This is a genomic window from Actinomyces wuliandei (assembly GCF_004010955.1).
GTDB lineage: Bacteria > Actinomycetota > Actinomycetes > Actinomycetales > Actinomycetaceae > Actinomyces > Actinomyces wuliandei.
Map to the genome: position 1 here is coordinate 371,453 of NZ_CP025227.1, position 23,162 is coordinate 394,614.

The 23,162-nt window shown below is 70.9% G+C and carries 22 protein-coding genes and 1 tRNA gene; 18 read left to right on the forward strand and 5 right to left on the reverse strand.

The features are described from left to right. Positions 1–46: 46 nt before the first annotated feature. From CWS50_RS01565 to CWS50_RS01580, 4 genes are all read left to right on the forward strand, one after another. Positions 47–592: an NUDIX domain-containing protein gene (locus tag CWS50_RS01565; RefSeq protein WP_257493520.1), complete on the forward strand. Its 546-nt coding sequence runs from the start codon at positions 47–49 to the stop codon at positions 590–592. A gap of 45 nt (positions 593–637) precedes the next feature. Then, on the forward strand, positions 638–1,375 hold the full coding sequence (locus CWS50_RS01570) for a TetR/AcrR family transcriptional regulator (protein ID WP_127841387.1): 738 nt from the start codon (positions 638–640) through the stop codon (positions 1,373–1,375). Between the two features lie 152 nt (positions 1,376–1,527). Then, the gene (locus CWS50_RS01575; RefSeq protein WP_243118489.1) at positions 1,528–2,172 is read left to right on the forward strand and encodes a M50 family metallopeptidase; all 645 of its coding nucleotides are present in this window, start codon (positions 1,528–1,530) and stop codon (positions 2,170–2,172) included. 315 nt (positions 2,173–2,487) lie between these two features. Further along, the gene (locus CWS50_RS01580; protein WP_127841388.1) at positions 2,488–3,753 is read left to right on the forward strand and encodes a sugar ABC transporter substrate-binding protein; all 1,266 of its coding nucleotides are present in this window, start codon (positions 2,488–2,490) and stop codon (positions 3,751–3,753) included. Between the two features lie 184 nt (positions 3,754–3,937). Here CWS50_RS01580 and CWS50_RS01585 read toward each other — a convergent pair. Next, positions 3,938–4,008, reverse strand: a tRNA-Gly gene (locus CWS50_RS01585). A 214-nt stretch (positions 4,009–4,222) separates the two neighbouring features. On the opposite strand from CWS50_RS01585, the gene CWS50_RS13130 reads away from it, so the two are divergent. The 3 genes from CWS50_RS13130 (at position 4,223) to CWS50_RS01600 (ending at position 7,023) form a co-directional block, all read left to right on the forward strand. Beyond that, positions 4,223–4,906: a TM2 domain-containing protein gene (locus CWS50_RS13130; RefSeq protein WP_206610446.1), complete on the forward strand. Its 684-nt coding sequence runs from the start codon at positions 4,223–4,225 to the stop codon at positions 4,904–4,906. A 210-nt stretch (positions 4,907–5,116) separates the two neighbouring features. Next, the gene (gene dcd / locus CWS50_RS01595) at positions 5,117–5,830 is read left to right on the forward strand and encodes a dCTP deaminase (RefSeq protein ID WP_243118403.1); all 714 of its coding nucleotides are present in this window, start codon (positions 5,117–5,119) and stop codon (positions 5,828–5,830) included. Between the two features lie 65 nt (positions 5,831–5,895). Further along, positions 5,896–7,023, forward strand: a complete 1,128-nt coding sequence (locus CWS50_RS01600; protein ID WP_127841389.1) for a hypothetical protein — start codon at positions 5,896–5,898, stop codon at positions 7,021–7,023. A 322-nt stretch (positions 7,024–7,345) separates the two neighbouring features. Here the strand turns inward: CWS50_RS01600 and CWS50_RS01605 are convergent, their stop codons facing one another. Further along, positions 7,346–8,239, reverse strand: a complete 894-nt coding sequence (locus CWS50_RS01605; RefSeq protein ID WP_371855035.1) for a 3'-5' exonuclease — start codon at positions 8,237–8,239, stop codon at positions 7,346–7,348. A gap of 361 nt (positions 8,240–8,600) precedes the next feature. On the opposite strand from CWS50_RS01605, the gene CWS50_RS01610 reads away from it, so the two are divergent. Further along, positions 8,601–9,353, forward strand: coding sequence for a nitroreductase family protein (locus CWS50_RS01610; RefSeq protein ID WP_243118491.1), 753 nt, complete (start codon positions 8,601–8,603; stop codon positions 9,351–9,353). A gap of 60 nt (positions 9,354–9,413) precedes the next feature. Here CWS50_RS01610 and CWS50_RS01615 read toward each other — a convergent pair whose 3' ends face one another. Both CWS50_RS01615 and CWS50_RS01620 read right to left on the reverse strand, forming a co-directional pair. After that, on the reverse strand, positions 9,414–10,406 hold the full coding sequence (locus CWS50_RS01615) for a helix-turn-helix domain-containing protein (protein ID WP_206610447.1): 993 nt from the start codon (positions 10,404–10,406) through the stop codon (positions 9,414–9,416). 238 nt (positions 10,407–10,644) lie between these two features. Beyond that, positions 10,645–11,730 carry an NAD(P)-dependent alcohol dehydrogenase gene (locus tag CWS50_RS01620; protein WP_127841392.1) on the reverse strand — a complete coding sequence of 362 codons (1,086 nt, stop codon included), beginning with the start codon at positions 11,728–11,730 and terminating at the stop codon, positions 10,645–10,647. A gap of 515 nt (positions 11,731–12,245) precedes the next feature. On the opposite strand from CWS50_RS01620, the gene CWS50_RS01625 reads away from it, so the two are divergent. From CWS50_RS01625 to CWS50_RS01635, 3 genes are all read left to right on the forward strand, one after another. Continuing rightward, a complete protein-coding gene (locus tag CWS50_RS01625) occupies positions 12,246–13,289 on the forward strand; it encodes a serine hydrolase domain-containing protein (protein ID WP_243118404.1) in 1,044 nt (347 codons plus the stop codon). A 413-nt stretch (positions 13,290–13,702) separates the two neighbouring features. Beyond that, the gene (locus CWS50_RS01630) at positions 13,703–14,428 is read left to right on the forward strand and encodes a hypothetical protein (RefSeq protein WP_127841393.1); all 726 of its coding nucleotides are present in this window, start codon (positions 13,703–13,705) and stop codon (positions 14,426–14,428) included. Between the two features lie 2 nt (positions 14,429–14,430). Continuing rightward, entirely contained in the window at positions 14,431–15,570 is a 1,140-nt protein-coding gene (locus tag CWS50_RS01635) for an XRE family transcriptional regulator (RefSeq protein WP_164860045.1), read from the forward strand. 27 nt (positions 15,571–15,597) lie between these two features. Here CWS50_RS01635 and CWS50_RS01640 read toward each other — a convergent pair whose 3' ends face one another. After that, positions 15,598–16,521: an exodeoxyribonuclease III gene (locus CWS50_RS01640; RefSeq protein ID WP_127841395.1), complete on the reverse strand. Its 924-nt coding sequence runs from the start codon at positions 16,519–16,521 to the stop codon at positions 15,598–15,600. A gap of 367 nt (positions 16,522–16,888) precedes the next feature. Between CWS50_RS01640 and CWS50_RS01645 the strand changes: the two genes are divergently transcribed. The 7 genes from CWS50_RS01645 (at position 16,889) to fbaA (ending at position 23,074) form a co-directional block, all read left to right on the forward strand. Beyond that, complete coding sequence (locus tag CWS50_RS01645) at positions 16,889–17,746, forward strand: SDR family NAD(P)-dependent oxidoreductase (RefSeq protein ID WP_127841396.1); 858 nt, start codon at positions 16,889–16,891, stop codon at positions 17,744–17,746. A gap of 48 nt (positions 17,747–17,794) precedes the next feature. After that, positions 17,795–18,292, forward strand: a complete 498-nt coding sequence (tpx, locus tag CWS50_RS01650) for a thiol peroxidase (RefSeq protein WP_127841397.1) — start codon at positions 17,795–17,797, stop codon at positions 18,290–18,292. A 146-nt stretch (positions 18,293–18,438) separates the two neighbouring features. Continuing rightward, positions 18,439–19,008: an orotate phosphoribosyltransferase gene (gene pyrE / locus CWS50_RS01655; protein WP_127841398.1), complete on the forward strand. Its 570-nt coding sequence runs from the start codon at positions 18,439–18,441 to the stop codon at positions 19,006–19,008. 188 nt (positions 19,009–19,196) lie between these two features. Beyond that, complete coding sequence (locus CWS50_RS01660; protein ID WP_127841399.1) at positions 19,197–19,532, forward strand: helix-turn-helix domain-containing protein; 336 nt, start codon at positions 19,197–19,199, stop codon at positions 19,530–19,532. Positions 19,533–19,610: 78 nt separating this feature from the next. Beyond that, a complete protein-coding gene (locus CWS50_RS01665) occupies positions 19,611–20,279 on the forward strand; it encodes an ImmA/IrrE family metallo-endopeptidase (RefSeq protein ID WP_164860046.1) in 669 nt (222 codons plus the stop codon). 648 nt (positions 20,280–20,927) lie between these two features. After that, positions 20,928–21,605, forward strand: a complete 678-nt coding sequence (locus CWS50_RS01670; RefSeq protein WP_127841401.1) for a TrmH family RNA methyltransferase — start codon at positions 20,928–20,930, stop codon at positions 21,603–21,605. A gap of 419 nt (positions 21,606–22,024) precedes the next feature. After that, positions 22,025–23,074: a class II fructose-bisphosphate aldolase gene (gene fbaA / locus CWS50_RS01675; protein ID WP_127841402.1), complete on the forward strand. Its 1,050-nt coding sequence runs from the start codon at positions 22,025–22,027 to the stop codon at positions 23,072–23,074. The last annotated feature ends 88 nt before the right edge of the window (positions 23,075–23,162 follow it).

The window sequence follows — 23,162 nt, forward strand, 5'->3', positions numbered from 1 at the left end:
GGAACCTGGTGGCTGCTGGGAAGCCGTGACCGGGTAGGCTCGGCCCGTGCCTGCCATCTCCCGGCTCTCCCACCTCTCCCAGCCCTCTCGGCTTGTTGTCGCTGCTGCCGTGGTCGACTCCCTGGCTGAGCCCACGGCGCTGCTGTGCGCGGCGCGCTCCTACCCGCCCGGGCTGGCGGGACGCTTCGAGCTCCCCGGAGGCAAGGTGGAGCCGGGTGAGACCCCGACCCAGGCGCTGGTGCGCGAGCTGGCCGAGGAGGTCAGCCTCACGGTGCGCCTGGGGACTGAGCTGGTGCCACCTGCTGCCCTGGCTGCGGCCCCGCCCCCTGCCCCCTCAGCCCCATCTGCTCCGTCGACGGCTGCCGCGTGTGGTGACAACGCCCCGGCCTGGCCGGTGACTGGAGGGCTGCGGATGCGGGTGTGGCTGGCCGAGCCGGCCGACCGCACCGGCACCGGGACGGCAGGCACGAGCCACCAGCTGCTGGAGTGGACCGCCCTGGAGGCAGTGACCAGCCTGCCCTGGCTTGAGGCCGACGTCGCGATCATCCACACCCTCCTGGGAAGGCTGGGGCACCTGCCACGATGTTTTTGATGACGTTCCTAGCCGGACCGTCATCTTGTGGGTTAGGCTGACCTCATGCCGAAGATTAGGGGGGGCTCGCTGGCCGAGCACCGCGAGCGCACACGCAGCGCCCTGTTCGAGTCGCTCTCCGAGCTCCTGAGGCAGCGCAGCTTTGACAGGATCACCCTGTCGGACGTGGCCGCCCACGCCGGTGTGGGGCGTACCGCCGTCTACAACTACTTCACGGACAAGGAGGACCTCCTCCTGGCCCTCATGGAGTACGAGGCGCAGCGCTACGCCGAGGAGCTCTCCCGCGCGCTGGCGGGCACCAGGGACCCTATCGACCGCCTGCGCGTCTACGTGCGCCAGCAGGCCCTTATCAAACGTCACTACCACTTCCCCACCACCGGTCCGCTGGCGAGCGCGGTGTCGCGCAGCGCCGCCAGCCGGCTGCGGGCGCACGGCACCCTTCTGGCCCAGATGCTCTCCTCCATCCTGTCCGAGGCGATGGCGCAGGGTCTCATCCCCCAGCAGGACCCTGCCCACGTCATCCCCCTCATCCACGCCACGGTCATGGGTGGGCGCCCCACCCCCTCCGATCCGCTGGAGCGGCGCGCCTACCTGGACTCCCTGGACACCTTCGTGCTGCGTGCGGTGGGGGCGGCCCAGCCTGACCACGAGGTGCCGCGTGTCCCCAGCCCGCACGGGACCGAGACTGCTGGCGCCCCCGGTGGTGAGAGCGGTCAGGAGGGCGGGGCCGCAGCAGCCTGCGGAGCCGCCTCCGCAGCGGCCCAGGGGACTCAGGCGGGCTGAGGCGCCTGGGCCGTGGCACCGGTGCTCGGCTGCTCTGGCAGACTGTGCCCGTGACCCTGAGCCGGAGTGTGTCCTGGAGCAGTCTTGCTGACCGTCTTGTCGACCGTCTTGTCGACCGTGCTGTCCCTGACGGCACCCCTGCCACGACCGTCCTGTGGGTGGCGCTGGTGGTGCTGGCCGTCGTCCTGACCTGGCCGCCCGCCCGGCGCTGGGGCCGCACCCTGGTGACGATCGTCCACGAGGCGGGGCACGCGGGGGTGGGCGTCCTGGTCGGGCGGCGCTTCCTGGGCTTCGTGGTGGACAGGGACCTGTCGGGGCACGCGGTGACCAGCGGCCCGGCACGGGGGCCCGGACGGGTGCTGACCACCTGGGCCGGGTACCCCGCCCCGGCGGTGCTGGGTGCGCTCGTGGCCCTGGCGGCGCTACGCGGCTGGGCCGGGCCGGTCCTGGTGGCTGCGGTGGCGGTCATGGTGGTCCTGCTGGTGATGTCACGCTCCGTGCGCACGGCTGGTCTCGTGGTCCTGGTCGGGGTCCTGGCCGCAGCGCTGTGGTGGTGGGGCGGACCGTGGCGTGCGGGCGCCGTGGCGGGGACAGGGATGGCCATGCTCGTGGGGGCCTGGGACTCCCTGCGCGACGTCGCCCGCACCCGCGACCCGGGCCAGGACCACCGCACGCTGGCGCAGCTGACCCCGCTGCCTGCGGGGGCGTGGCTGGTCACATGGTTCCTGGTGGACGCTGCGGCCACCGCAGCCGTCGTGCTCGCGGTGCAGGACCTGTGGCAGGTCCCGGCCCTGTGACGCCCGCCGCGAGGCCAGGGGGGAGGCCCTGGGGGTTCTGAGGTCTGTGCAGGGGCCGTGCTGGGCAGTGAGGTGACGGCCTGGTCGTGGAGCGGTCAGCGCCTGCTGCAGGTCTTGCAAGACCGTGAGGCGGCCCGCAGGGGCGCCGGGGCGGACGTATCGAGCGGGTAACCCTGTGGCTCCTGGTGCGCCCGGCGGGGAGCGCTGCGGCTAGGATCACCGGGCTGTGGGACCCTGGCACGCCACCGGGCAGGGGCGGGCCGACCCCTGTCCCACCCGATCCCTGGCCCGACCTGGACGTGCAAAGGACGCACCATGATGATCTCTCGCCGCCGCCTCGGCAGGTACGCCGCGGCCCTCACCATGACCACGGCTGCCACCGCCGTGCTGGCAGCGTGCACGGGGGACGGTGAGGACTCCGACACCGAGGCGGGCGAGGACAGCCTCACCCTCATGATCTCCTCCTCCGGCGAGGCGCAGACTTCCGCCGTGCGTGACGCCCTGGCCTCCTTCACCGAGGACACCGGCGTGGCCGTGAGGCTCCTGCCAGCCACCGACCTGGACCAGGAGCTCTCCCAGAGCCTGGCCTCCGGCTCCCCGGCCGACGTGTTCTACCTGGACCCCCAGCAGCTGGTCTCCTACGCGGACGCGGGTGACCTGCACGCCTACGGGGACCAGCTGCCCGCAGCCGGTGACTACTACCCGTCCCTGGTGGCCAACGCGACCTACCGGGGGGAGGTCTACGGTGCCCCGAGGGGCTTCTCCACCCTGGCCCTCTTCATTAACACCGGGCTGTGGGAGGCGGCCGGGCTGACGGCGGAGGACTACCCTACTACCTGGGCCGAGCTCGAGACGACGGCGGCCGCGCTCGCGGCTGGCGGCACGGCTGGCCTGGTGCTCACGCCCGACTACACCACTGCGGACGCCTTCATGGCCCAGGCTGGCGGAGGGCTGGCGGAGGGCTCGGGAGGCGACGGGCAGGCCGCCGAGGGGGTCACGGTGACGGCGGACTCACAGGCCTCGGTGGCGGGGCTGTCCCAGATGAAGGCCCTGGTGGACTCCGGTGCCGCAGTGCTGTCCTCCTCCCTGGACGAGGGTTCCGGCGGTGACGTCTTCACCCAGGGGCAGGCCGGGATGACCATAGCGGGCTACGGGCTGGTGGGCGTGCTGGAGGAGGACTACCCAGAGCTCGGCTTTACCGTCGTCGAGCTGCCTGAGGGGAGTGCAGGCCGGGCGACGGTCCAGCAGGCGGCCTTCTACGGCGTGGCCGAGGCCTCGGCCAGGAAGGAGGACGCGCTGCGCCTGGTGGAGCACCTGACCTCGACCGGTGTCCAGGTGGAGCTTGCCGCGGCCCAGGGGCTGGTCCCCTCGGTGAGGTCGGCGGCCCAGCAATGGGCGGGTGAGGACCCGGTGTCCACCGCCTTCGTCGCTGGTGCGGAGCACGCCGTCTACGCCCCGCTGGGTGACGGCGTGGCAGAGGTTCTGCAAGGTTTCGAGGACCAGCTGTCCTCGCTGGCGGACACCGATCCCGAGGCCATCCTGGGCCCGCTCCAGGTCAACCTGGAGGCCGCCACGGCCTGAGGTGAGACGGTTGGGCGCTTGGGGCCGACCCCGGTGCGTGCCGACTGCCGGGCGGGGCGCTGTCAGTGCGGTTGCGGGGCACGGTGGGCAGCGGCGGGCGCGGGCGGTATGAGGCACATGTAGACAACCAAGGGGCTGGGACAACCAAGGGGCCTCCACCCAGTGGGTGGAGGCCCCTTGCCCGAGCGGGTGACGGGAATCGAACCCGCGCTGTCAGCTTGGGAAGCTGAAGTTCTACCATTGAACTACACCCGCAACGACGACACCGCCGACACTGCTGCTGGCGCCGTCGGCCACAACTGAGCCAGCCATGACCGACCATGTCGGTCCATGTCGGTGAGACGCGGATGCAGCATACCCCGTCAGCAGGTGGCTGCCAAGCTGGCGGGGGAGCGGGGCGTGTGAGGTTGTTGTCAGCGGCGTCCACGGCCGCCCCCCGGGGGCAGGCGGTTCTGGCATTATTCACTCTATGACATCGTCCAGCCCCTACGACATCGTCGGTCCCCAGCCTGACGACGCGGCCCGGTACCCGGGATACCCAGGTGTCGGCAGTGCCGCTCCGGGGAGCGGTGGCGCTGCTGTCTCCGGCTCGTCTGCCGCTGGTCCGTCCTCGGTCGTCGGGCCGGTGGCCTCCAACGGCCCGGCAGCCGGGACTGGTAACGCCGTGGCCTGGCCGACGGGCTACACGCAGCCGGGTACCTACCCGGCCTACCGGCAGGCTGGCGTGGCCTCCCCCGGGGGCTACCAGCAGCCCGGCTACCCCCAGCCCAGTGCTGCTTACCCGGGCGGCTATCCCCAGGCCGGGTACTACCAGCCCCCCGGCGGCGGGTACCCGGGTGCCTACCCGCAGCCCGTCGCCCACGGGCCGCAGTACCCGGTCTACCCGGTGGGCAAGTCGAAGACCGCTGCGGGCGTTCTCGGCATCCTCTTCGGCTGCCTGGGGGTCCACAACTTCTACCTCGGGTACGGGGGCAAGGGCGCTGGTCAGCTGTGCCTGACGATCTGCGGCTTCTTCACGCTGCTCTTCGGTATTGGTCTCTTGATGGTCATGGGGACGATCATCTGGGGACTGGTCGAGGGGATCATGATCCTGTCATCCCCGTCCGGGACGCGGCCCTGGGGCGTGGACGCCCAGGGAGTTCCCCTGGCCTAGTGACGGCGTGACGGACGTGGGCGGCTGACCAGGATGATCTCGTTAAGGGAGTCATGGAGGTGATCGGTACGCTGGTTCCGGTGTGTGGTGTGTGAGGTTGGAGTGCGGGCTGGAGGTCTGGAGCGCGGCTTGGTGACGCGGTCCTGCTCACCGGGGCGGCCAGCACGCCCGTCCCGGCGTCGGCTGGCCCCACCTGGCACAATCACCCTCGTGCTTCTCTCCGACCGCGACATCCGCTGCGAGCTCGAGGCCGGACGTGTCGTCCTGGACCCCTACGACCCGCAGATGGTCCAGCCGGCCTCGGTGGACGTGCGTCTGGACAGGTGGTTCCGGCTCTTCGACAACCACCGCTACCCGGTCATCGACCCCTCCCAGCCCCAGGACGACCTCACCCACCTGGTGGACGTCGGCCCTGACGAGCCCTTCGTGCTCCACCCCGGCGAGTTCGTCCTGGGGGCGACCTACGAGCGCCTCACCCTGCCGGACACGGTCGCCGCGCGCCTGGAGGGCAAGTCCAGCCTGGGCCGCCTGGGCCTGCTCACCCACTCCACGGCGGGCTTCATCGACCCCGGCTTCACCGGGCACGTGACCCTGGAGCTGTCCAACACCGCTACCATGCCGATCATGCTGTGGCCGGGGATGAAGGTGGGCCAGCTGTGCTTCTTCCGCCTGTCCAGCCCCGCCCAGGCACCCTACGGCAGCGCGGCCGCAGGATCGCGCTACCAGGGCCAGCGCGGCCCCACCGCCTCGCGGTCCCACCTGTCCTTCCACCGGCTGCGTATCGCCGACGCCGGGACATCTCCGCACGGCACGGCCGCTACCGCTGCGCCGGGCACTGAGGTCCTCAGGGACCCTGCGGACCCTGGTGGCGTGCCGTCCCCGCGCGCCACCACCCCCACCGAACCGACGACCCCGGAGGCATAAGCGCTCAGCGTCTCGGCGCCTGCACGTCACCATCCTCACTGAACCGACGACCCCTAGGAGCACCCATGAGCGACCCCACCGACCTCGCCGCCTCCCTGCCTACCGACACCGGCTCCTTCTCCGCCGGGTCCATGCTGCCTGTGGGCCGCCTGGACACCCATCACGTCCTTCTCCTGGCCGACGACGTCACCCCAGACGAGGTCGAGGCCCTGGCACTGTCCCAGGACGTCCAGGCGGGGTGGGTCGGCGTCTCCAGCCTCCAGCTGTTCCCCGGCGTGACGCTGCAGGGTCCCTGGGAGGTGGACGCTGAGATGCGGGGTCTCCTGGAGGCCCCGGAGTGGACCACCCAGCTGATGATCCTGGACTGCCCCCGGACCCGTGCCGGCGCCCAGCCCAAGGAGCTGGCCGGGCTGGACCCGCTGTCGGACGCCTTCCCGGCGGCCCAGCCCACCGGGGTGGAGCTGGAGGCGCTGTCCCGCCTGCGCTCTATCGCCCGCCGCCTGGCGGGGGCGCTGCGCCTGGTGCCCGGTGCGCCCAACGGCGACCAGCCCGTCATCGTGGAGCCCAGCCCTGAGGTCTCCGCCTCCCTGACCGTCTACGCCCCGGTGTGGATGGGGCCGGAGGACCTCTCCGCCCTGCTGGGGGAGGTCGCGCCGGGTATGAGCCCCGCCCTGACCGCCTCGCACCCCACCGGCGCTATCGGCCTGGACGCGGTTGACCCCGACAAGCTGGAGCGCCTCGTGGAGCGCATCGGTGCCGACGTCTTCGAGGAGGCCTGGCGCAGCTCTGAGCGTGCCCGGGCGCAGGCCGAGGCGGAGGAGGCGCGTGCGGCCGCCTCCGGCGGCTACATTGAGGAGGTGCGTGACAGGTACGCGGTCGTCGCGCCGGTGGACCCCGAGCGCGAGGGCTGGGGGCAGATCGAGGTGCAGGTCGGTGCCACCGACGGACTGCCGCTGGCCGTGCGCGGGGAGAGGTGGGCGCGTGGGGCGGTCCTGTCCTACGACCTGAGGTGGAAGCCCGTGGACGAGACGGAGGCCTACCTGGAGGTGGTCTCGCGGGCGCGCCGCCGGGAACGCCAGGCCGCGCGCGACCTGGTCGAGGAGCTGGCCACCGTCCTGGTGGGGGCTGTCTCCGGCGTGGCCGTTGACGACGACGGGTTCCTCGTCTCCCTGGGACCGGAGGAGGCCCGGTAGGCCCCAGCCGGGGCTGGCTGCCCGCCCCCTTCCTTCCCTTACCTGGCTGCACATCTTCACCTCCTCCGTCTCTGGTAGCAGATGGGGATGTCGGGCTGTGCGGCGGTACTTCCGCAGTTTTCCGCGATTCGGAGACCTGGTGGTGTGTGCGGGTTGCCTACGGGAGGCGCCGAAGATGTGCAGCACAAGAAGCGCTGCACATCTTCAGTGTCTCTGTAGCGTCTCTGCCGGGGCGGACTCGGCGGGAAACAGTGCAATGACAGCGGGCTTCGGCCACTGCGAGCCGGGACAGCGGCTGAAGATGTGCAACGGCTTTGGGGCGCTAGCGCAGGGCGCCGGGGCGCTGACGGGTGACAAACCGCTCGTCCGCACCCTGGGCGCGCTCGTCGTCCCAGTGCCACCCGGTAAAGCGCCAGGCCTCCACAAGGGACCTGGCCCAGGCCACCGGCTCCTCACCACGCGCACGGCCCACGCCCATGTAGTGGCGCAGCAGGCCCGCAGCGGCCCGGGCGTCATCCAGCGCCGAGTGGTGCCTGCCGATCTTCACCCCGGCCACCTCGCAGCAGGTGGTCAGGCGGCGTGAGGGGGTCGTCATGAAGTGGCGCGACCACTCCATGGTGCACACGCGTGGGACGTGTGTACCAGGCTCCAGAAGACGACGGCGCCCCAGAGCCTGAGTGAGGAAGTTGACGTCGAAACGGGCGTTGTGGGCGACGACCGCGCGTCCTGCCAGGTCGCGGACTAGCCGGTCGGCGACCTCGTCGAGGCTGGGTGCGCCCAGGAGGTCCTGCGCTACCAGGCCGTGGATGTGAGTGGGGCCGACGTCCGTGCTGGGGCCGGGGTTGATGAGTGTGGACCAGCTGGCTTCCGTGCGGCCGCTGGGATCAGTGAGGACGACGGCGACCTCCAGGATCGTGTCGGACGCGGGGGACAGGCCGGTGGTCTCCAGGTCGACGACGGCGTAGCCGACCTGGGCGGCGGCTCGCAGCTCGGTCTCGGTCAGGGCGTTGGCCGGTGCGCCAGCCGACGGCAGTGCTGAGGAGGCCAAAGCTCCGAGGAAGGCAGGTGCGCGGGAGGCCGGGGTGTGGAGGGAAGGGGGCGTGCTGCCTGCGGGCGGACGACCGCTCCCCTGAGGTGGAGGGCCGTCAGGGGAGGGGGCGGGAAACTGCGGCCGCAGGGGTCCACGGTCGTGGGGCGGGCGGTGGAAGAACGGCATCGCCGGGAGCCTACCGTCGTGACACCCTGATGTGGTCGTGCCTGGCCCGCTGTGCCCGGGCCCGGCGGGAGCCGGGCGTGGTGGTGCGGCGCCCGCCCAGCCTGGCCCGCTGTGCCCGGGCCCGGCTGTCCTGTCTCAGCGCTCCAGCTGTGTCCCGTCGCTCCTCCGGGTCGCCCGGGCTCATCTAGGATGGTGGCAGGAGCGGTGGGACCCAGACAAGACCGGAGGGAGAGCACTCATGACTGCGGATGACGTCACTGACACTGTCAAGGGACCGGACAGCCCGGGGGACCCGGGAGACGAGCCGGCTGCTCCCACAGACGCTCCGTCCCCGGCCCTGTCCGCTCCTGAGACCACACCGGTGTCCAGCGCCACGATCGCCACCCAGATGGCCCACCGCTCGATCCGCGCCTTCAGCGAGGAGCCCGTGGGGGAGGAGGTCATGACGACTCTGCTGGACGTGGCCCGGCACGGTGCCACCTCCTCCTTCCAGCAGCAGACCACCATCATCCGGGTGAGGGACCCCAAGGTGCGCGAGGCGGTCCACGCGGCCTCGGGGCAGCCCTACGTCGGGGGCCGTCGCGGCGAGCTCCTGGTACTCGTGGTGGACCTGCACCGCAACGCTGTCATCCGGCAGCGCGCCGGGGTCTCCCTGGAGCCGCTGGAGCGCATGAGCCTGTTCCTCCAGGGGGTGGAGGACACCGTCATCGCGGCGCAGAACCTGGTGGTCGCTGCGGAGTCCCTGGGACTGGGAACCGTCTACCTGGGCTCGCTGCGCGGCGGGCTGCGCGGGCTCATCCAGGCGCTGCACCTGCCTCTGCGGACCTTCCCGCTGCTGGGCCTGCTGGTCGGCCACCCTGCGCAGGTGCCCCAGTACAAGCCCCGGCTGCCGCGCGAGGTCACCGTGGGCACGGACCGCTATCCGGAGCCGGAGGACCACACGGAGGCGCTGGCCGCCTACGACGAGGTGGTGCGCGAGTACTACGACCTGCGCGACACCAGTGCCCGGGTGGACGCCTTCACCAGCCAGGTCGCTCGGAATCTGGGCACGGGGGCGGCCTCGACGGCGCCGGTCCTCCAGGTGCTGCACGAGCAGCGCCTGGCCCTGCACTGACCTGCACTGAGCTGTCCAGGCTGCCCAGCCCGGGCTGGGCGTGCGAGGAGGGACGCGCGCCTACGGGGAGGCTGCGTCCTCCGGGAGACTGGCGCCGCGCCTGTAGGCCGTGGGCGTGGTGCCTGTCTCGGTGCGGAAGCGCCGGTTGAAGTTGGCGAGGTTGGTGTACCCGCTCATCTTGCTGACCCGGGACACCGGAAGGTCCGTGGACCGCAGCAGGTGGCAGGCCCGGGCGATCCGGCGCCGTCGTACGAGGTCGGAGAAGGTCAGCCCGGCTGTGGCGCGGAAGAAGCGGGAGAAGGCGGAGGGGCTCATGGCGACCAGTCGTGCGGCCTGGGTCATGCTCACCTCCCCGTCCAGGTTGTGCTCGATGTAGTCCAGGACCGTGTTGACCCGGTGCGTGGTCTCGTCGTCCAGGCTGGGCACGTAGCCCTCGGCCACGATCGGGTGCCACTGGCCGGGCGGTGCCTGGAGGAAGACGTCGACCAGCTCCAGGAGGGAGGCCAGCCGCCTCAACCGGGACTGCTGCTCCATGGACACCAGGACCCGCGCCGCGTGCTCAGAGCTGGGGCCGCTGAGGATGACACCACGCCGGGCACGGTGCGCCAGCTCCTGCACGCTGACCAGCTCGGGCATGTGGGTGGCCGCCTCGGCCAGCCGCTGCGGGTGGACCTGGCACAGGACGTCGCGGCCGGGCAGGACCTCCTGCGGTCCCAGGTCGGACAGCCAGTTGTGAGGCAGGTTCGGTCCCATGAGCGAGACGTGCCCGGCGCGGAAGCTGATGGCCTGGTCCCCGGCCAGCAGCTGGCCGGATCCGCTGCGGATAAGGTGGAACTCGATCTCCGGGTGGTGGTGCCAGCGTGCCAGGGGGCTGGGGTATCCGTGCTGGAACCAGCGTACGGTTGACCCGAGGTCGGGGACGACCACCTCCAGGTCGCCCACGCCCGCTCCGGCGTGCGAGGCCGGGGCGGTCAGGGAGGTGATGGCGGGCATGGCCGACTCGGCCCCTGCGCCGGGGTCGGAGCTGTTGCGCGGTGCGTGCGTCGTCGTCATGTGTGGGCCACATCGTGCGGGTCGTTATGCGTGGCGGGTGGTCTGGCGGGCGGAGGCGTCCTCGCGAGGTGCACCGTCTGCTCACAGGATAGCCGTTTTCTCATAGGACGACCGGCATGCCAGTCCTCTATGAGGATTCGGTGCATCGTGAGCATTTGGTACGTTTCGCGAGGACGCCTCCGCTCCGGGGCCAGCCGTCTCACTGCCCCGGGGCCAGCCGTCTCCTCATGGGACGGGCTCAGCCGACGGTGATCTGGAGCTTGACGTCGCCGGGACGGCCCTCGGCCACCCGGTCGAACGCCTCCTTGGCACGCTCCATCGGGAAGGTCTCGGTGATGAAGGGGGCCAGGTTGATCGTTCCGGCGGCGACCAGGTCGATCGCGCGCTGGTAGACGTTGGCGTAGCGGAAGACCGTCTCGATGGTGGTCTCACGGGCCTGGACCTCGGTGACATCGACGGGGACGGGGTCCACGGGGATGCCCACCAGCACCGTGCGGTTGCCCGGTGCCCCCAGCTGCCACAGGTCCTCATAGGCGGAGGGGTGCCCAGAGGCCTCGAAGACGACGTCGGCGCCCCACCCCCCGGTACGTTCCTGGACGACGTCGAGCAGCCGTTGGGAGCGCAGGTCCACGGGGACCACCCCGGGGACCTGTGAGGCGGTCTCCAGCTTGACCGGGGAGACGTCGGAGACGATGGCTGTGGAGGCGCCGCCTGCCAGGGCGGCTGCGGCGGTCAGCATGCCGACCGTGCCGCACCCGGTGACCACGGCGACGTCGCCGGGGTGGATGGAGGCCTTGGTCGCGGCGTGCATCCCCACGGCCAGCGGCTCCAGGAGCGCGCCCTCGCCGAAGGAGACCTGGTCGGGCAGGTGGTAGGTGAAGGCAGCCGGGTGGATGACCTCCTCCACCAGGCAGCCGTCCACCGGGGGTGTGGCCCAGAAGGAGACCGCCGGGTCCACGTTGTACATGCCCGCGCGGGAGGCGCGTGAGGACATGTCGGGCACACCGGGCTCCATGGCCACGCGGTCGCCGACGGCGAACCCGGTTACGCCCTCGCCGACTTCCAGGACCGTGCCGGAGGCCTCGTGGCCGAGGATCATGGGAGCCTTAACCACGTAGCGGCCGATCCGGCCGTGGGTGTAGTAGTGGACGTCGGAGCCGCAGATGCCCACGGTGTGCGGGGCGACGCGCAGCTGGCCGGGGCCGCAGACAAGGTTGCCGGGGACCTCGCGGACGCTGATCTCGTGCTGACGTTCCAGGACGACGGCCTTGAGGGTGGCGCGCGGCCCGGTCGTCGCCGGGGGTGCAGGTGTCTGGGTTGTCATCGTGGTTCTCCTCGTTGAGACGGTGATGAGTGGTGATGAGCTGCTGACGGGTGGTGATGGGCTGGTGACGGACGGGGCGGGCGCGGCCTCGGTCGGCCCCTGCGGCCGGTGCGCGTGGCACCAGGGGGCGCTCCCTCGGTCGGCCTGCGGCTGGACCCCCACAGCCCGGGCGCACGCGGGCGCTGCGCAGGTCTACTTGCCTCCCCACGACCTCCTCCACCGTAGCCCGGGCGTGCGTGGACGCTCCTGTGGCTAGGACAAGAGTGCCCAGACCGGTGGGAGGATGACCAGGGGCAGGGATGCTGGGTCCTGGTACTTTCTTGCGCGGGCAGGCTCCTGAGCTACGTGGCCAGGCTCCGGATTTCGTGGTCACGGTCAGCGGCGCCGCAGGAGGCTCCGGGGCCGACTAGTTGGCTGGGCTGGGTGTGCAGACGCCGTGGCCACGGGGCGCGGAGGTGGTGAGGGCTGTGCCTGCGGTGGCCGCCACGACGTCGGGAGCGTGCCACAATCCGGTCATGAATCCGGCCATGACCGACTCCTCCAGCCGAGCCCCCGGCCCTGCGGCAGGTCCGTGGCCCCCGGTCCTGACCGGCTCCGGGGCGCGGGCCGCCCTGCCTGCCCTGGAGGCCCTCGGCTTTCCCTGTGCACTGGTTGTCACCCAGGGCGGGCGTATCCTCGTCGAGGCGGGTGAGGTGGACACGGTCTTCCCCTTCGCCTCGGTGACCAAGCCGATCGTGGCGTGGTCGGCCCTGGTGGCGGCCGAGCGGGGGATGCTGGACCTGGACGCGCCCCTGGACCTGGCCACCCTGGACACTCTGGCCGACGACAACCCCGCTCTGCCAGCAGCGGCTGCGGGCAGGCCCGGGCCGGGCCGCGCCGGGACCGCAGAGGAAGGTCCTGAACCCACCCAGGGCGGCTCCGCCCCCGCCCTTCCTACCCACGCCACCCCTCCAGGCCCTGCCCCCACGGCCCGTCACCTGCTGGCCCACGCCTCGGGAGTTGCCCCGGACAGCGCGGAGCCCCTGGCTGCTCCCGGATCCCGGCGCGTCTACTCCAACCGGGGCTACGAGCTCCTGGGGTGCCTGCTGGTGGAGGCCACCGGCATGCCGGTGGCGGCGTGGGTGGAGACCTCGGTGCTGGAGCCGCTGGGGATGTCCAGCGTCATGGTGGAGGGCTCCGCCGCGCACTCTGGTGAGGGGTCCGCCCGGGACCTGGCGCTGTTCGCGGTCGAGCTGGCGGCACCCCGGCTGGTCTCCCCCGGGCTTGCGCGCCAGGCCTGCCAGCCGGCCTTCCCCGGGCTCGACGGGGTCCTGCCCGGGTACGGCCGCCAGTCGCCCAACGACTTCGGGCTGGGGCTGGAGGTGCGGGGGCGCAAGCACCCGCACTGGACCGGTGCCGCGAACAGCCCGCAGACCTTCGGACACTTCGGGCAGTCAGGGTCCTTCCTCTGGGTGGACCCGGTGGCGGGACGGCAGGCGGTGTTCCTGGGGAGCAAGCCGTTCGGGGCGGTGCACCAGGAGGTCTGGCCGGGGCTCAGCGACCAGGTGCTGGGTCTGTGACGGGTATGGCCCCGGCGCGGTCCTGGCAGCGTCCCGTCGAGCACCAGGTTTGTGGAACCAGACGCGGTGTGGCCCCGGCGCGGTCCTGGCAGCGTCCCCAGGGGCAGGAAGGAGGCTTGGCCACAGGGGTGCCCCTGTGGCCCGGCTCTGGCTGGGACAGGCAGGACCGCTGGTTTGTCCCAGGCCTTGTGGCTCACACCCGGGCAGTGGTGACGAGCCACTGCCCGACGGTGTCTCATGCTGGTGCTACCTTCTGGTTCTGAGCACTTGACCGAGTAGCGCGCTTCCCGGGCCGTGCGGGTACAGGCATTGCGGAAGCGTGAGGAGGGGAGGCCGTCGTGGTACGGAAGGGTCAGGACCGTCTGGCTGCGGGCCAGCAGGAGCCTGCGCCTACGCAGCCGCAGTCTTTCTCGGTGGCTGGACTGCAGGGTGAGGTGACGGGTGCCGAAGCCCGGCAGGCCCTCGCCCGGATGGGGCTGACCCCGCAGCTGCTGACCGGGGCGTGCGCAGCAGGCCTCCAAGCAGCTGTCAACCAGTACTCCTCCTACGAGCCCAGCACGGCCTTCGGCTACCAGCACTGGGCCAAGACCGTCGGGGCGCTGCGCGAGGCCCTGGCGGAGCAGGGGTGGGACAGTCGCGACATCCTCAACGCGCCGCGTTCGGTCAGCGGCGACGGGCAGTTCAGCATTGCCGCCATCAGGGGGACTGCCGCCACAGGGCAGGTCGGTGCCCGTCCCACCAACGCTCGTGCGCGGGGCCGGGTGTTCGTGGACGGCGTCGCCGTCAACGCCCAGCTTCTCGCGGGCTCTGAGGCAGGGGGCGGCAGCGCAGTAGACGTCTACGGCCAGCACTACCAGCCGGTGCTTGGCACCATGCTGGCCCTGGACGTCTCGGCCCGTTCGGCTGGTGACCTGGCCCGCTTGCCGCAGACCTGGCTGCTGCTCTACTTCTGGGACCGCTCGGACAACGTGGTGCGCAGCGAGCTGTCGCTGCCGGTGGACTGTGAGGACGGTGTCGTCACCCGGTGGCGTACCCGCATCATTCTGCCGCCGGAGGAGCTGGTCGGGCCGGGGCTGGCGCCTGGGACGGTGGGCAGCCTGCCTTCCGACGACGTCGACTTTGTCATCCAGGCGGTCTGAGGGTGTGGGTGCACCCCTGCCGGGTCCGCCTGGCCAGGCAGCGCGCGGGCCTGACCAAGACGGAGCTGGCCCGGCGCACGGGCGTCAGCACGCGCACCGTCACCACCTGGGAGTCCGAGGGCGCACCCCCGTCCCGGGCGGAGGGGCTCGCTGCCGCGACCCGGGTGCCTGTGACGCTCCTCCACCGGCACCCGGTGGAGGAGGTGGCCGAGGAGGCCGTCTTCTTCCGGGCGCGCAGGAGGTCGCCTGCCCGGCTCAGGCACGTCGCCACTGCCCTGGGGGCTCTGGGCACGGACTTCTACGCGGAGGTGACCCAGCACTTCCGTCTGCCAGCGCTGGACCTGCCGGAGGGGGCTGCACTGGCCGCACCGACTGTGCCGCCCGCACTAGCCGTGCAGCCTGTGCTACCCGCCCTGGTCGTGTCCAGCCCGCCGCCTGCCCCACCCGCGTCGGCTGTGCCGCAGGATGCGGCGCGCGAGCTGCGCACCGTCTGGGGCCTGGGCGAGCTGCCCGCCCCAAACCTCGTCCAGCTGGCGGAGGCCCACGGTGTGAGGGTGCTGGGGCTCCCACGCGCGCAGCGCGACATGGACGCCTTCAGCTTCTGGGGCGCGGACGGGTACCCCTACATCTTCTTGGCGCGTCACAAGACCGCTGAGCGCTCCCGGTTCGACCTGGCCCACGAGATCGGCCACCTGGTGCTCCACAGCGAGGTGACCCGCACGGACGAGCGCACCGACCGCGTCGTCGAGGCGGAGGCGCACGCCTTCGCCGGTGAGCTCCTCCTGCCTCGCGCTGCTGTGCGCGCCGCCTTGGGGCGCAGCCCATCGTTGCAGGCGGTGCTGGAGCTCAAGGAGAGGTTCGGGGCCTCGGCGGTGGCGGCCGCCCGGGCCGCGTGGGACGCAGGCTGCCTGTCGGAGTGGGAGTACCGGCAGATGTCGGCGCAGCTGGCCTCACGGGGGTTCTCCACGGGGGAGCCGGGCAGTCGGCTCGGCTACGAGCAGTCCCGGGTCTACCGCACCGTGCTTGACTGGCTGCGCCAGCGGGGTCAGCCGGTCCCGCAGTGGGCCAGATCCATCGGGCAGCACCCCGACGACGTCGCCGCCTTCATGCTGAGCCAGGCCCTGTCCGCCGTTCCCGGCTGAAGGCGCCGGTGGTGTACGTAACCCTACCTACCCCTCCAGGTCCACGATGACGGGCACGTGGTCGCTGGCACCCTTGCCCTTGCGCTCGTCGCGGTCGATGGCGGCACCGCCGACCCGGGAGGCCAGGGCGGGCGAGGCGTAGACGAAGTCGATGCGCATCCCCTCGTTGCGGGGGAAGCGCAGCTTCTGGTAGTCCCAGTAGGTGTAGTTGGTGACCCGCTCCCGCGTCACCTCACTCAGGCCCGCCGACTCGAAGGCGGCGAAGGCCTCCCGTTCCGGTGCTGAGACGTGGGTGGCGCCGTCGAAGGCGGTCACGTCCCAGACGTCCTCGTCGCGCGGGGCGACGTTCCAGTCGCCCACCAGTGCCAGCGCCAGGCCCGGGTCCGCCTCCAGCCAGCCGCCAGCCGCCTGGCGCAGCGCGGCCAGCCAGTCCAGCTTGTAGCGGTAGTGGGGGTGGTCCAGCTCGCGGCCGTTGGGCACGTACAGGCTCCACAGCCGCAGCGGCACGGTCCCGGTCGGCGTGCCCGGGCCGTCACCTGGGGAGCCGGGGGCGCCCCCTGCTGGCAGGGTGGAACTGTCCTCCTGCCCGCCGCTGGCTGGTGTCTGTGTGCCGCCGCCGACCGCAGCCTGCCCGCCGACCGTCACTCCCAGCGCCCGGGCCTCTACCACGGGCTCCTGGCCCTCCTTGCGGACCCAGCCTGGCTGGCCGGGGAACGAGGTCACGACCTCGGACAGCCCGACGCGGGAGGCCACGGCCACCCCGTTCCACTGGTCCAGGCCGTGGACCGCTACCTCGTACCCGGCTGCCTCGAAGGCTTGGTGTGGGAACTGGTCGGGTCGGCACTTGATCTCCTGCATGGCCAGCACGTCGATGTTCTCGCGCTCCAGGAAGGCGGTGACCCGCTCGACCCGGGTGCGGACGGAATTGACGTTCCAGGTGGCAAGGCGCATGAGGGCAGGGTACCGGCTCCAGCGCGATGGCCTGGTGGCCTCAGGGCCGCCTCCGCACGGTGCTGCACATCTTCAGGCGGGATGCTGGGGCAGGGGAGAGGAGTCTGTGGCGGAATCGTGGGCAGGAGCAGGGTGGGTGTGCGGTGAGCGGGCGACAACGTGCGGTGAAGATGTGCATCACGCATGGTGCTGCACATCTTCGGGTGTGCTGGTTGTCTGTGAGAGCAGCGGTCTCCCGAGAATCCACGAGTTTGCTGACCTCGTCTGGCGAGAGTCGACTCCCAAGATGTGCAGCAGGCTTTTGGGGCTGGGCCGGGACTCGGAGCTGCCCGACGACCCCCGCCCCGAGGCGCGCTAGCCTTGCCCCATGGGAACCGCACTCGTCACCGGCGCCACGAGCGGGCTCGGTCTGGAGCTCGCCTGGCAGCTCGCCCAGGCTCACCACGACCTGGTCCTTGTCGCTCGCGACGAGCAGCGGCTGCGCCACCTGGCCGACGAGCTCCACCAGATCGCAGGAGTCGGTGCCCAGGTGCTGGCTGCTGACCTGGCAGTGCCCGAGGACTGCGCCCGGGTGGCGCAGCGCCTGCGCCAGGGGCAGTCAGCCCCCAGCGGGCCGGGGGGCACCTCGGCCCCGCACACCGCTGAGCAGGTGGGCTCCCGGGCGGTGGACCTGCTGGTCAACAACGCGGGGTTCGGCCTGGGGCAGTCCTTTGTCGGCGGGGACCTGGCTCGCGAGGAGCGGGCCCTGGACGTCATGGTGCGTGCGGTCCTCGTCCTGTCCCACGCGGCCGCCCAGGCCATGACCGCACGCGGCCACGGGGCGATCCTCAACGTCTCCTCAATGACGGCGCGTACCGCCATGGGGACCTACGCCGCCCACAAGGCCTGGGTCCTCAGCTTTACCGAGGGGCTGGCCAGCGAGCTGGAGGGCAGCGGCGTGACCGCTACGGCGCTGTGCCCCGGACTGGTCCGCACCGGCTTCCACGCCGCCGCAGGGGTGGACGAGGCCACCTGGAGGGGGCCGGTGTGGCTGGACGCCGAGCGTGTGGCTGCTGAGGGGTTGGCGGCGGTGCGCCGTGGCCAGGTGATCTGCACCCCGAGCCTGCGCTACCGCAGTGCCAGCGCCCTGCTGCGCACCGCGCCCCGCTGGTTCGTGCGCCGGGTGGCGGGTACCTCCCGTTCTGCGTCTGCCGGCGGTACGCCTCCTACGCAGCCAGCGGAATAGTCCGGCCCTTCCCTGGCGTGTCTGCTGAAGACTTGGGACTGTTGTCTCATGGCTTCCATTACGCTCCAAGGCGACCCTGTCAGCACCGTCGGCGACCTCCCGGCTGTCGGCACCCAGGCCCCGGCCTTTGAGCTGGTCGGCGCGGACCTGGCGCCGGTGACCAGCCAGTCCCTCGCGGGCCGCCGCGTGGTCCTCAACATCTTCCCCTCGGTGGACACGGGTGTGTGCGCCACCTCCGTCCGCCAGTTCAACGCGCTCGCCTCCGGGCTGGAGAACACGACCGTCGTCTGCGTCTCAGCCGACCTGCCCTTCGCGGCCGCCCGCTTCTGCGGTGCCGAGGGGCTGGACAACGTGGTCACCGGCTCCTCGTTCCGCTCCACCTTCGGCACGGACTACGGCGTGACCATGGCGGACGGCCCCTTGGCCGGGCTGCTGTCGCGCTCCGTGGTGGTCCTGGACGCTGATGGCACAGTCCTCCACGCCCAGCAGGTGCCGGAGATCCGCACCGAGCCGGACTACGACGCCGCTGTCGCCGTCCTGGCCTGAGGGCACCTGCCTGAGCAGGACCCCGCCTGGGCAGGGTGGTGCTGTGCGCTGTGCCCCGGAGGTGTTGCGGGCAGATCGTGGAGGGGTGGCGGGCTGCGCCTGGTGCTGCTCCAGCGTCCTGGGCCGCAGCGGCTAGACTCCGGGCCGTGAGCACCAACGACTCCCACATCACCCGCCTGGCCGGACTCGTCAACGAGCTGGCCGTGGTCCGGGGGAAGGTCACCCTGGCCTCCGGGCTTGAGTCAGACTTCTACGTGGACATGCGCCGGGCCACCCTCCACCACGAGGCGGCCCCGCTCATTGGGCACGTCATGCTGGACATGCTGGAGGAGGCGGGGCTGGGGCCGGAGGAGGTCGACGCCGTCGGCGGGCTGACCATGGGGGCGGACCCGGTGGCAGCCGCCATGCTGCATGCGGCGGCCTCCCGAGGTCTGGACCTGGACGCCTTCGTGGTGCGCAAGGCCGCCAAGGACCACGGCATGCGGCGCCGGGTCGAGGGGCCGCAGGTGGCGGGCCGACGTGTCGTGGTCCTGGAGGACACCTCCACCACTGGAGGCTCCCCGCTGGAGGCCGTCGGGGCGCTGCGTGAGGCCGGTGCCGAGGTGCAGGCCGTGGCCGTGGTCGTGGACCGGGCCACCGGGGCGCGTGAGCGTGTCGAGGCTGCGGGCCTGCCCTACTACGCGGCCCTGGGCCTGGAGGACCTGGGGCTGGGGTGACTCAGGAGGCTGACGGCTCGGGTGGGGACGTGCTGCGCCTCGTTCCTGGTGTGCCAGTGGTCGTGCCTCGTAGGCTCGTCCGGTCTGCCAGTGGCTGGTGTCCAAGTCCAGGCCCTAAGGATTATCCAGTGCCTGCTCCCCCTGACGTGAGTCTTTCGATTATGGCAAGACCCGCGTAGACTTGGCCTGTGAGCACCATCGGAGCCCGGGTGAGAAAGGCGCTGCGCGAGAGCGGGCTGACGCAGACCGCCCTGGCGCAGTCCGTCGGTCTCAGTGAGCCCGCTCTGTCAAAGTCTCTTGCAGGCACGCGTACCTTTGCGGCGCTGGAGCTGGCTGAGATCGCGGATCGTCTTGGCGCGTCCATGCACTGGCTGGTCACCGGTGAGGAGGACCCCTTCGAGGTGTGCGTGGTCGCCCGGCATGACTACGACAACATGTCTAGGACCTATTCTTGTGATCCGCATGATGACCAGGAGGCTCTGGAAGCCGTCGCACTCCTGTACCGCCAGGCCTACGCTGCATGAGCCCTCCCATTGTCCGCACGACGCCGGACAGGGCGCGCCAGCTCCTGGGTGAGGGGTTTGTCCACGACTTTGCCAACCGTGTCGAGGAGTATCTGGGAGTCGACGTCGTCGTCATCCCGTTGTCAAATCCCGGGTACTCACTCCGGCTGGGGGGGGCACGACGTCATCGTCCTGCGCGCAACCGACCAGTGGTTCCGAAGCAGCTTCACCCTCGCTCACGAGCTGGGTCATATTGCCCTTGGGACCTCGCCTGCCCCGGGCGAGGCTGCTGCCCAGCACGCGGAGAACAGGGCAAACGCCTTCGCTGCTGAGCTGCTGATGCCAGCCGAGCACATCCGTGCTCTCGACTGGGCGGTCACCCCTGCGGTCATCGCGCAACGGGTCTGGGAGCTGGGCGTGTCCACCCAGGCGCTGCGCACGCGGCTGCGGTACCTGCGTCTCGGTGTGCCAGAGCCAGTGGCGGCAGCCCTCCAGCTCACCACTTTGCGACTCGTCGAGGAGCACCTCCCGCCAGCGGTGGCGACTGCCGAGGACGTCACAGAGCGGATGGCCCTGGCCGCACGAAGAAGGTTTCCCCTCAGGCTGCTGACCGACCTGCGTGGCGCGGTTGACTCCGGCCGTGCCTCCCAGGAGACCCTGGCCTGGGCCCTCGGTACCCCTGTGGAGGGGGAGGAGGTCAGCGTGGGCGACCAGGCTGACAGCATGGCGGATGAGCTCCGTACTGACCTTCTTGACGGGCTGGTCTGAGCGTGACTGATAGCCCCTTCTTCTTCCCTGACAACACGGTCCTCATCAATATGGCGGTCCTGGGCAGGGTGGACCTGCTGGAGCGCTTCACCAGAGGGCGGGGTCATTGGTGCGCGTCCATTGAGTATGAGTGGCGTCGCAGCCAGAGGATTCTTGGGCTCGAAAGGGCGGACCGGCAGGTTCGTGGCCTGTGTGGACAGCCGATCCACCCGGATGAGGCCGAGCATGTTGATATAAAGGCGCTGCGGGACCGTATGCTCAGTCCTGGCGACGGTCCTGCCAGCCACTTCGGTGAGGCAGAGACGATCGTCGTTATCCGCAGGCGCCCGGAGCTCTATGGCTCTATATTTCTTACTGATGACCGGGGCGCCCGGTCCCATGCGGATGCAGAGCAGGCTGTGGACCGGTGCCTCGGTACCGCAGAGCTGCTCGCCTACGGCGGCGGGTTGGGTGACGCGTTCCCAGGCGTACGACTGCCTGGACATCTTGCTCCGTCAGCGGCGGTACGTCCGCCCGGCAGATCCCGAGGGCTACGACCGGCTGGTGGAAAGGCTTCTATGCAAGAAGCGAGGCAGCGGGTGCCCGCCGTGAGTGGCCTGTCCGTGGTCAGGTACTTTGTGTGGCAGAACAGGAAAGGTGCCAGCGGCCATGACAGACTGCGGTAGCGTGCCGCCTTACGCTCCCGAGCCCGACGTCCCGGCCGACACCCGTGAGGTTGGGGTGGGGCCGTGGCCGGACGGGCCGCAGGCCTGGCCCGAGGACCCTCGCTACGACCCCGACCTGCTCGCCCAGGGGGACCGGCGCAACGTGGTGGACCGGTACCGCTACTGGAGCGTCGAGGCGATCCGGGCTGACCTGGCCGAGCGCGCCCACCCGCTGCACGTCGCCGTGGAGAACGTCAGCCAGGACCTCAACATCGGCTCCATCGTGCGCAGTGCCAACGCCTTCAACGTGGCCGGGGTCCACATTGTCGGGCGGCGCCGCTGGAACAGGCGCGGGGCCATGGTTACTGACCGTTATCTGGAGGTGCACCACCACGCCCAGCCGGACGACCTCCTGGCATGGGCGCGTGCCGAGGGCTACGAGGTGGTCGGGATCGACAACGGTCCCGGGGCGGGCCTGCTGGAGCAGGCTGCACTGCCCCAGCACTGCCTCATGGTTTTCGGTTCCGAGGGGGAGGGGATCAGCGCCGGGCTCCAGGCTGAGTGCTCCCGGCTGCTGCGCATCGGCCAGTACGGCTCCACCCGCTCCATCAACGTGGCTGCGGCTGCGGCGGTCGCTATGCACACCTGGGTCCTCCAGCACGCCGGGCCTGCTCCTGACTGACCCGGGCACCAGCCCACCTGCAGGCCTCCCGGCTTCCCGGCCTCCCGGCCTCCCGGGCTGCACATCTTCGCGACTGGCGCCCGACGTGCTTACGCGGAATACCAGGCACCTGGAACGGGCGAGGCCTCCACGAGAGGCTGAAGATGTGCAGCAGGCTCCGTTGTGCACATCTTCACCGCTCCTGCGCGCGTGCTCGGTACGTGGTTCTGCGGATCGATGCGGTCAACGGGTTCCTGGAGAGGCTGAAGATGTGCAGGGAGGGGTGAAAGAGGCGTGTGCAGAGGTGCCTGAGGCGCTCGCCCCGCGCACGGTGGGCACGTGCTGCGCCTCTGGGACCATCATCTGCTACACCTCGACGCCAAATCGTGGAAGAATCAGGCCCGTACCACTGACACATCATCGACCTCAAGGAGGCACCAGTGGCCATCGCAACCCCGGAGTCCTACGCAGACATGCTTGACCGCGCCAAGGCCGGCAAGTACGCGATTCCCGCGATCAACGTCACCTCGTCCCAGACCCTGTCCGCCGCCCTCAAGGGCTTCGCTGACGCCGAGTCTGACGGCATCGTCCAGATCTCCAACGGTGGTGCGGCCTACTGGTCCGGCTCCTCCCGGGCGGACCGTGTCAAGGGCTCTGTCGCCTTCGCCGCCTACGCCCGTGCAGTCGGCGACCTGTACCCCGTGACCATCGGCCTCCACACCGACCACTGCCCCAAGAAGATGCTGGAGCCCTGGATCCTCCCGCTGCTGGAGATGGAGGCCGAGCAGGTCAAGCGGGGCGAGGTGCCGATGTTCAACTCCCACATGTGGGACGGCTCGGCGGAGTCCCTGGACGACAACATCGAGATCGCCGTGGACATGCTGGCGCGCGCCAAGGCCGCCAACACCGTCCTGGAGATCGAGATCGGCGCCGTTGGCGGCGAGGAGGACGGCATCAAGGGGGAGGAGAACGCCAACCTCTACACCACGGCCGACGACGCCTGGCGCGCCATCGAGGCCCTGGGCCTGGGTGAGAACGGCCGCTACATCACCGCCCTGACCTTCGGCAACGTCCACGGCTCCTACAAGCCGGGCTTCGTCAAGCTCCGCCCCGAGATCCTGGGCGAGATCCAGGACGACGTCGCGGCACGCCTGGGGGACCGCCTGTCCACCAAGGTGGGTGACACCAGCTCCCCCTTCGACCTGGTCATGCACGGCGGCTCCGGCTCCACCGACGAGGAGATCGCCACCGCTGTGCGCAACGGCGTCATCAAGATGAACGTGGACACTGACACCCAGTACGCCTACACCCGCCCCGTGGCGGACTGGATGCTCAAGAACTACGACGGCGTCCTCAAGATCGACGGCGAGGTCGGCAACAAGAAGACCTACGACCCGCGCGCCTGGGGCAAGGCCGCTGAGGAGGGCATGGCCGCCCGCGTGGTGGAGGCCTGCGAGCGCCTGGGCTCGGTGGGCTCGGCCAGGCGCTGAGCCTGGTGACGCTGCTGCGGCGCCGGTGAGGCGCTGAGGCTCGGCCCCGGTACCCCTGTGGTGCCGGGGCCGACGTCGTGCCTGGGGC

Excerpts from the sequence above, each read along its gene's own strand:
- CWS50_RS01605 (WP_371855035.1), bottom strand. The coding sequence starts at position 8,239 with ATGCCGTTCTTCCACCGCCCGCCCCACGACCGTGGACCCCTGCGGCCG.
- CWS50_RS13130 (WP_206610446.1), top strand. The coding sequence starts at position 4,223 with ATGACATCGTCCAGCCCCTACGACATCGTCGGTCCCCAGCCTGACGAC.
- CWS50_RS01580 (WP_127841388.1), top strand. The coding sequence starts at position 2,488 with ATGATGATCTCTCGCCGCCGCCTCGGCAGGTACGCCGCGGCCCTCACC.
- CWS50_RS01625 (WP_243118404.1), top strand. The coding sequence starts at position 12,246 with ATGAATCCGGCCATGACCGACTCCTCCAGCCGAGCCCCCGGCCCTGCG.
- CWS50_RS01640 (WP_127841395.1), bottom strand. The coding sequence starts at position 16,521 with ATGCGCCTTGCCACCTGGAACGTCAATTCCGTCCGCACCCGGGTCGAG.
- CWS50_RS01570 (WP_127841387.1), top strand. The coding sequence starts at position 638 with ATGCCGAAGATTAGGGGGGGCTCGCTGGCCGAGCACCGCGAGCGCACA.
- CWS50_RS01645 (WP_127841396.1), top strand. The coding sequence starts at position 16,889 with ATGGGAACCGCACTCGTCACCGGCGCCACGAGCGGGCTCGGTCTGGAG.
- CWS50_RS01620 (WP_127841392.1), bottom strand. The coding sequence starts at position 11,730 with ATGACAACCCAGACACCTGCACCCCCGGCGACGACCGGGCCGCGCGCC.
- CWS50_RS01600 (WP_127841389.1), top strand. The coding sequence starts at position 5,896 with ATGAGCGACCCCACCGACCTCGCCGCCTCCCTGCCTACCGACACCGGC.
- tpx (WP_127841397.1), top strand. The coding sequence starts at position 17,795 with ATGGCTTCCATTACGCTCCAAGGCGACCCTGTCAGCACCGTCGGCGAC.
- CWS50_RS01670 (WP_127841401.1), top strand. The coding sequence starts at position 20,928 with ATGACAGACTGCGGTAGCGTGCCGCCTTACGCTCCCGAGCCCGACGTC.
- CWS50_RS01615 (WP_206610447.1), bottom strand. The coding sequence starts at position 10,406 with ATGACGACGACGCACGCACCGCGCAACAGCTCCGACCCCGGCGCAGGG.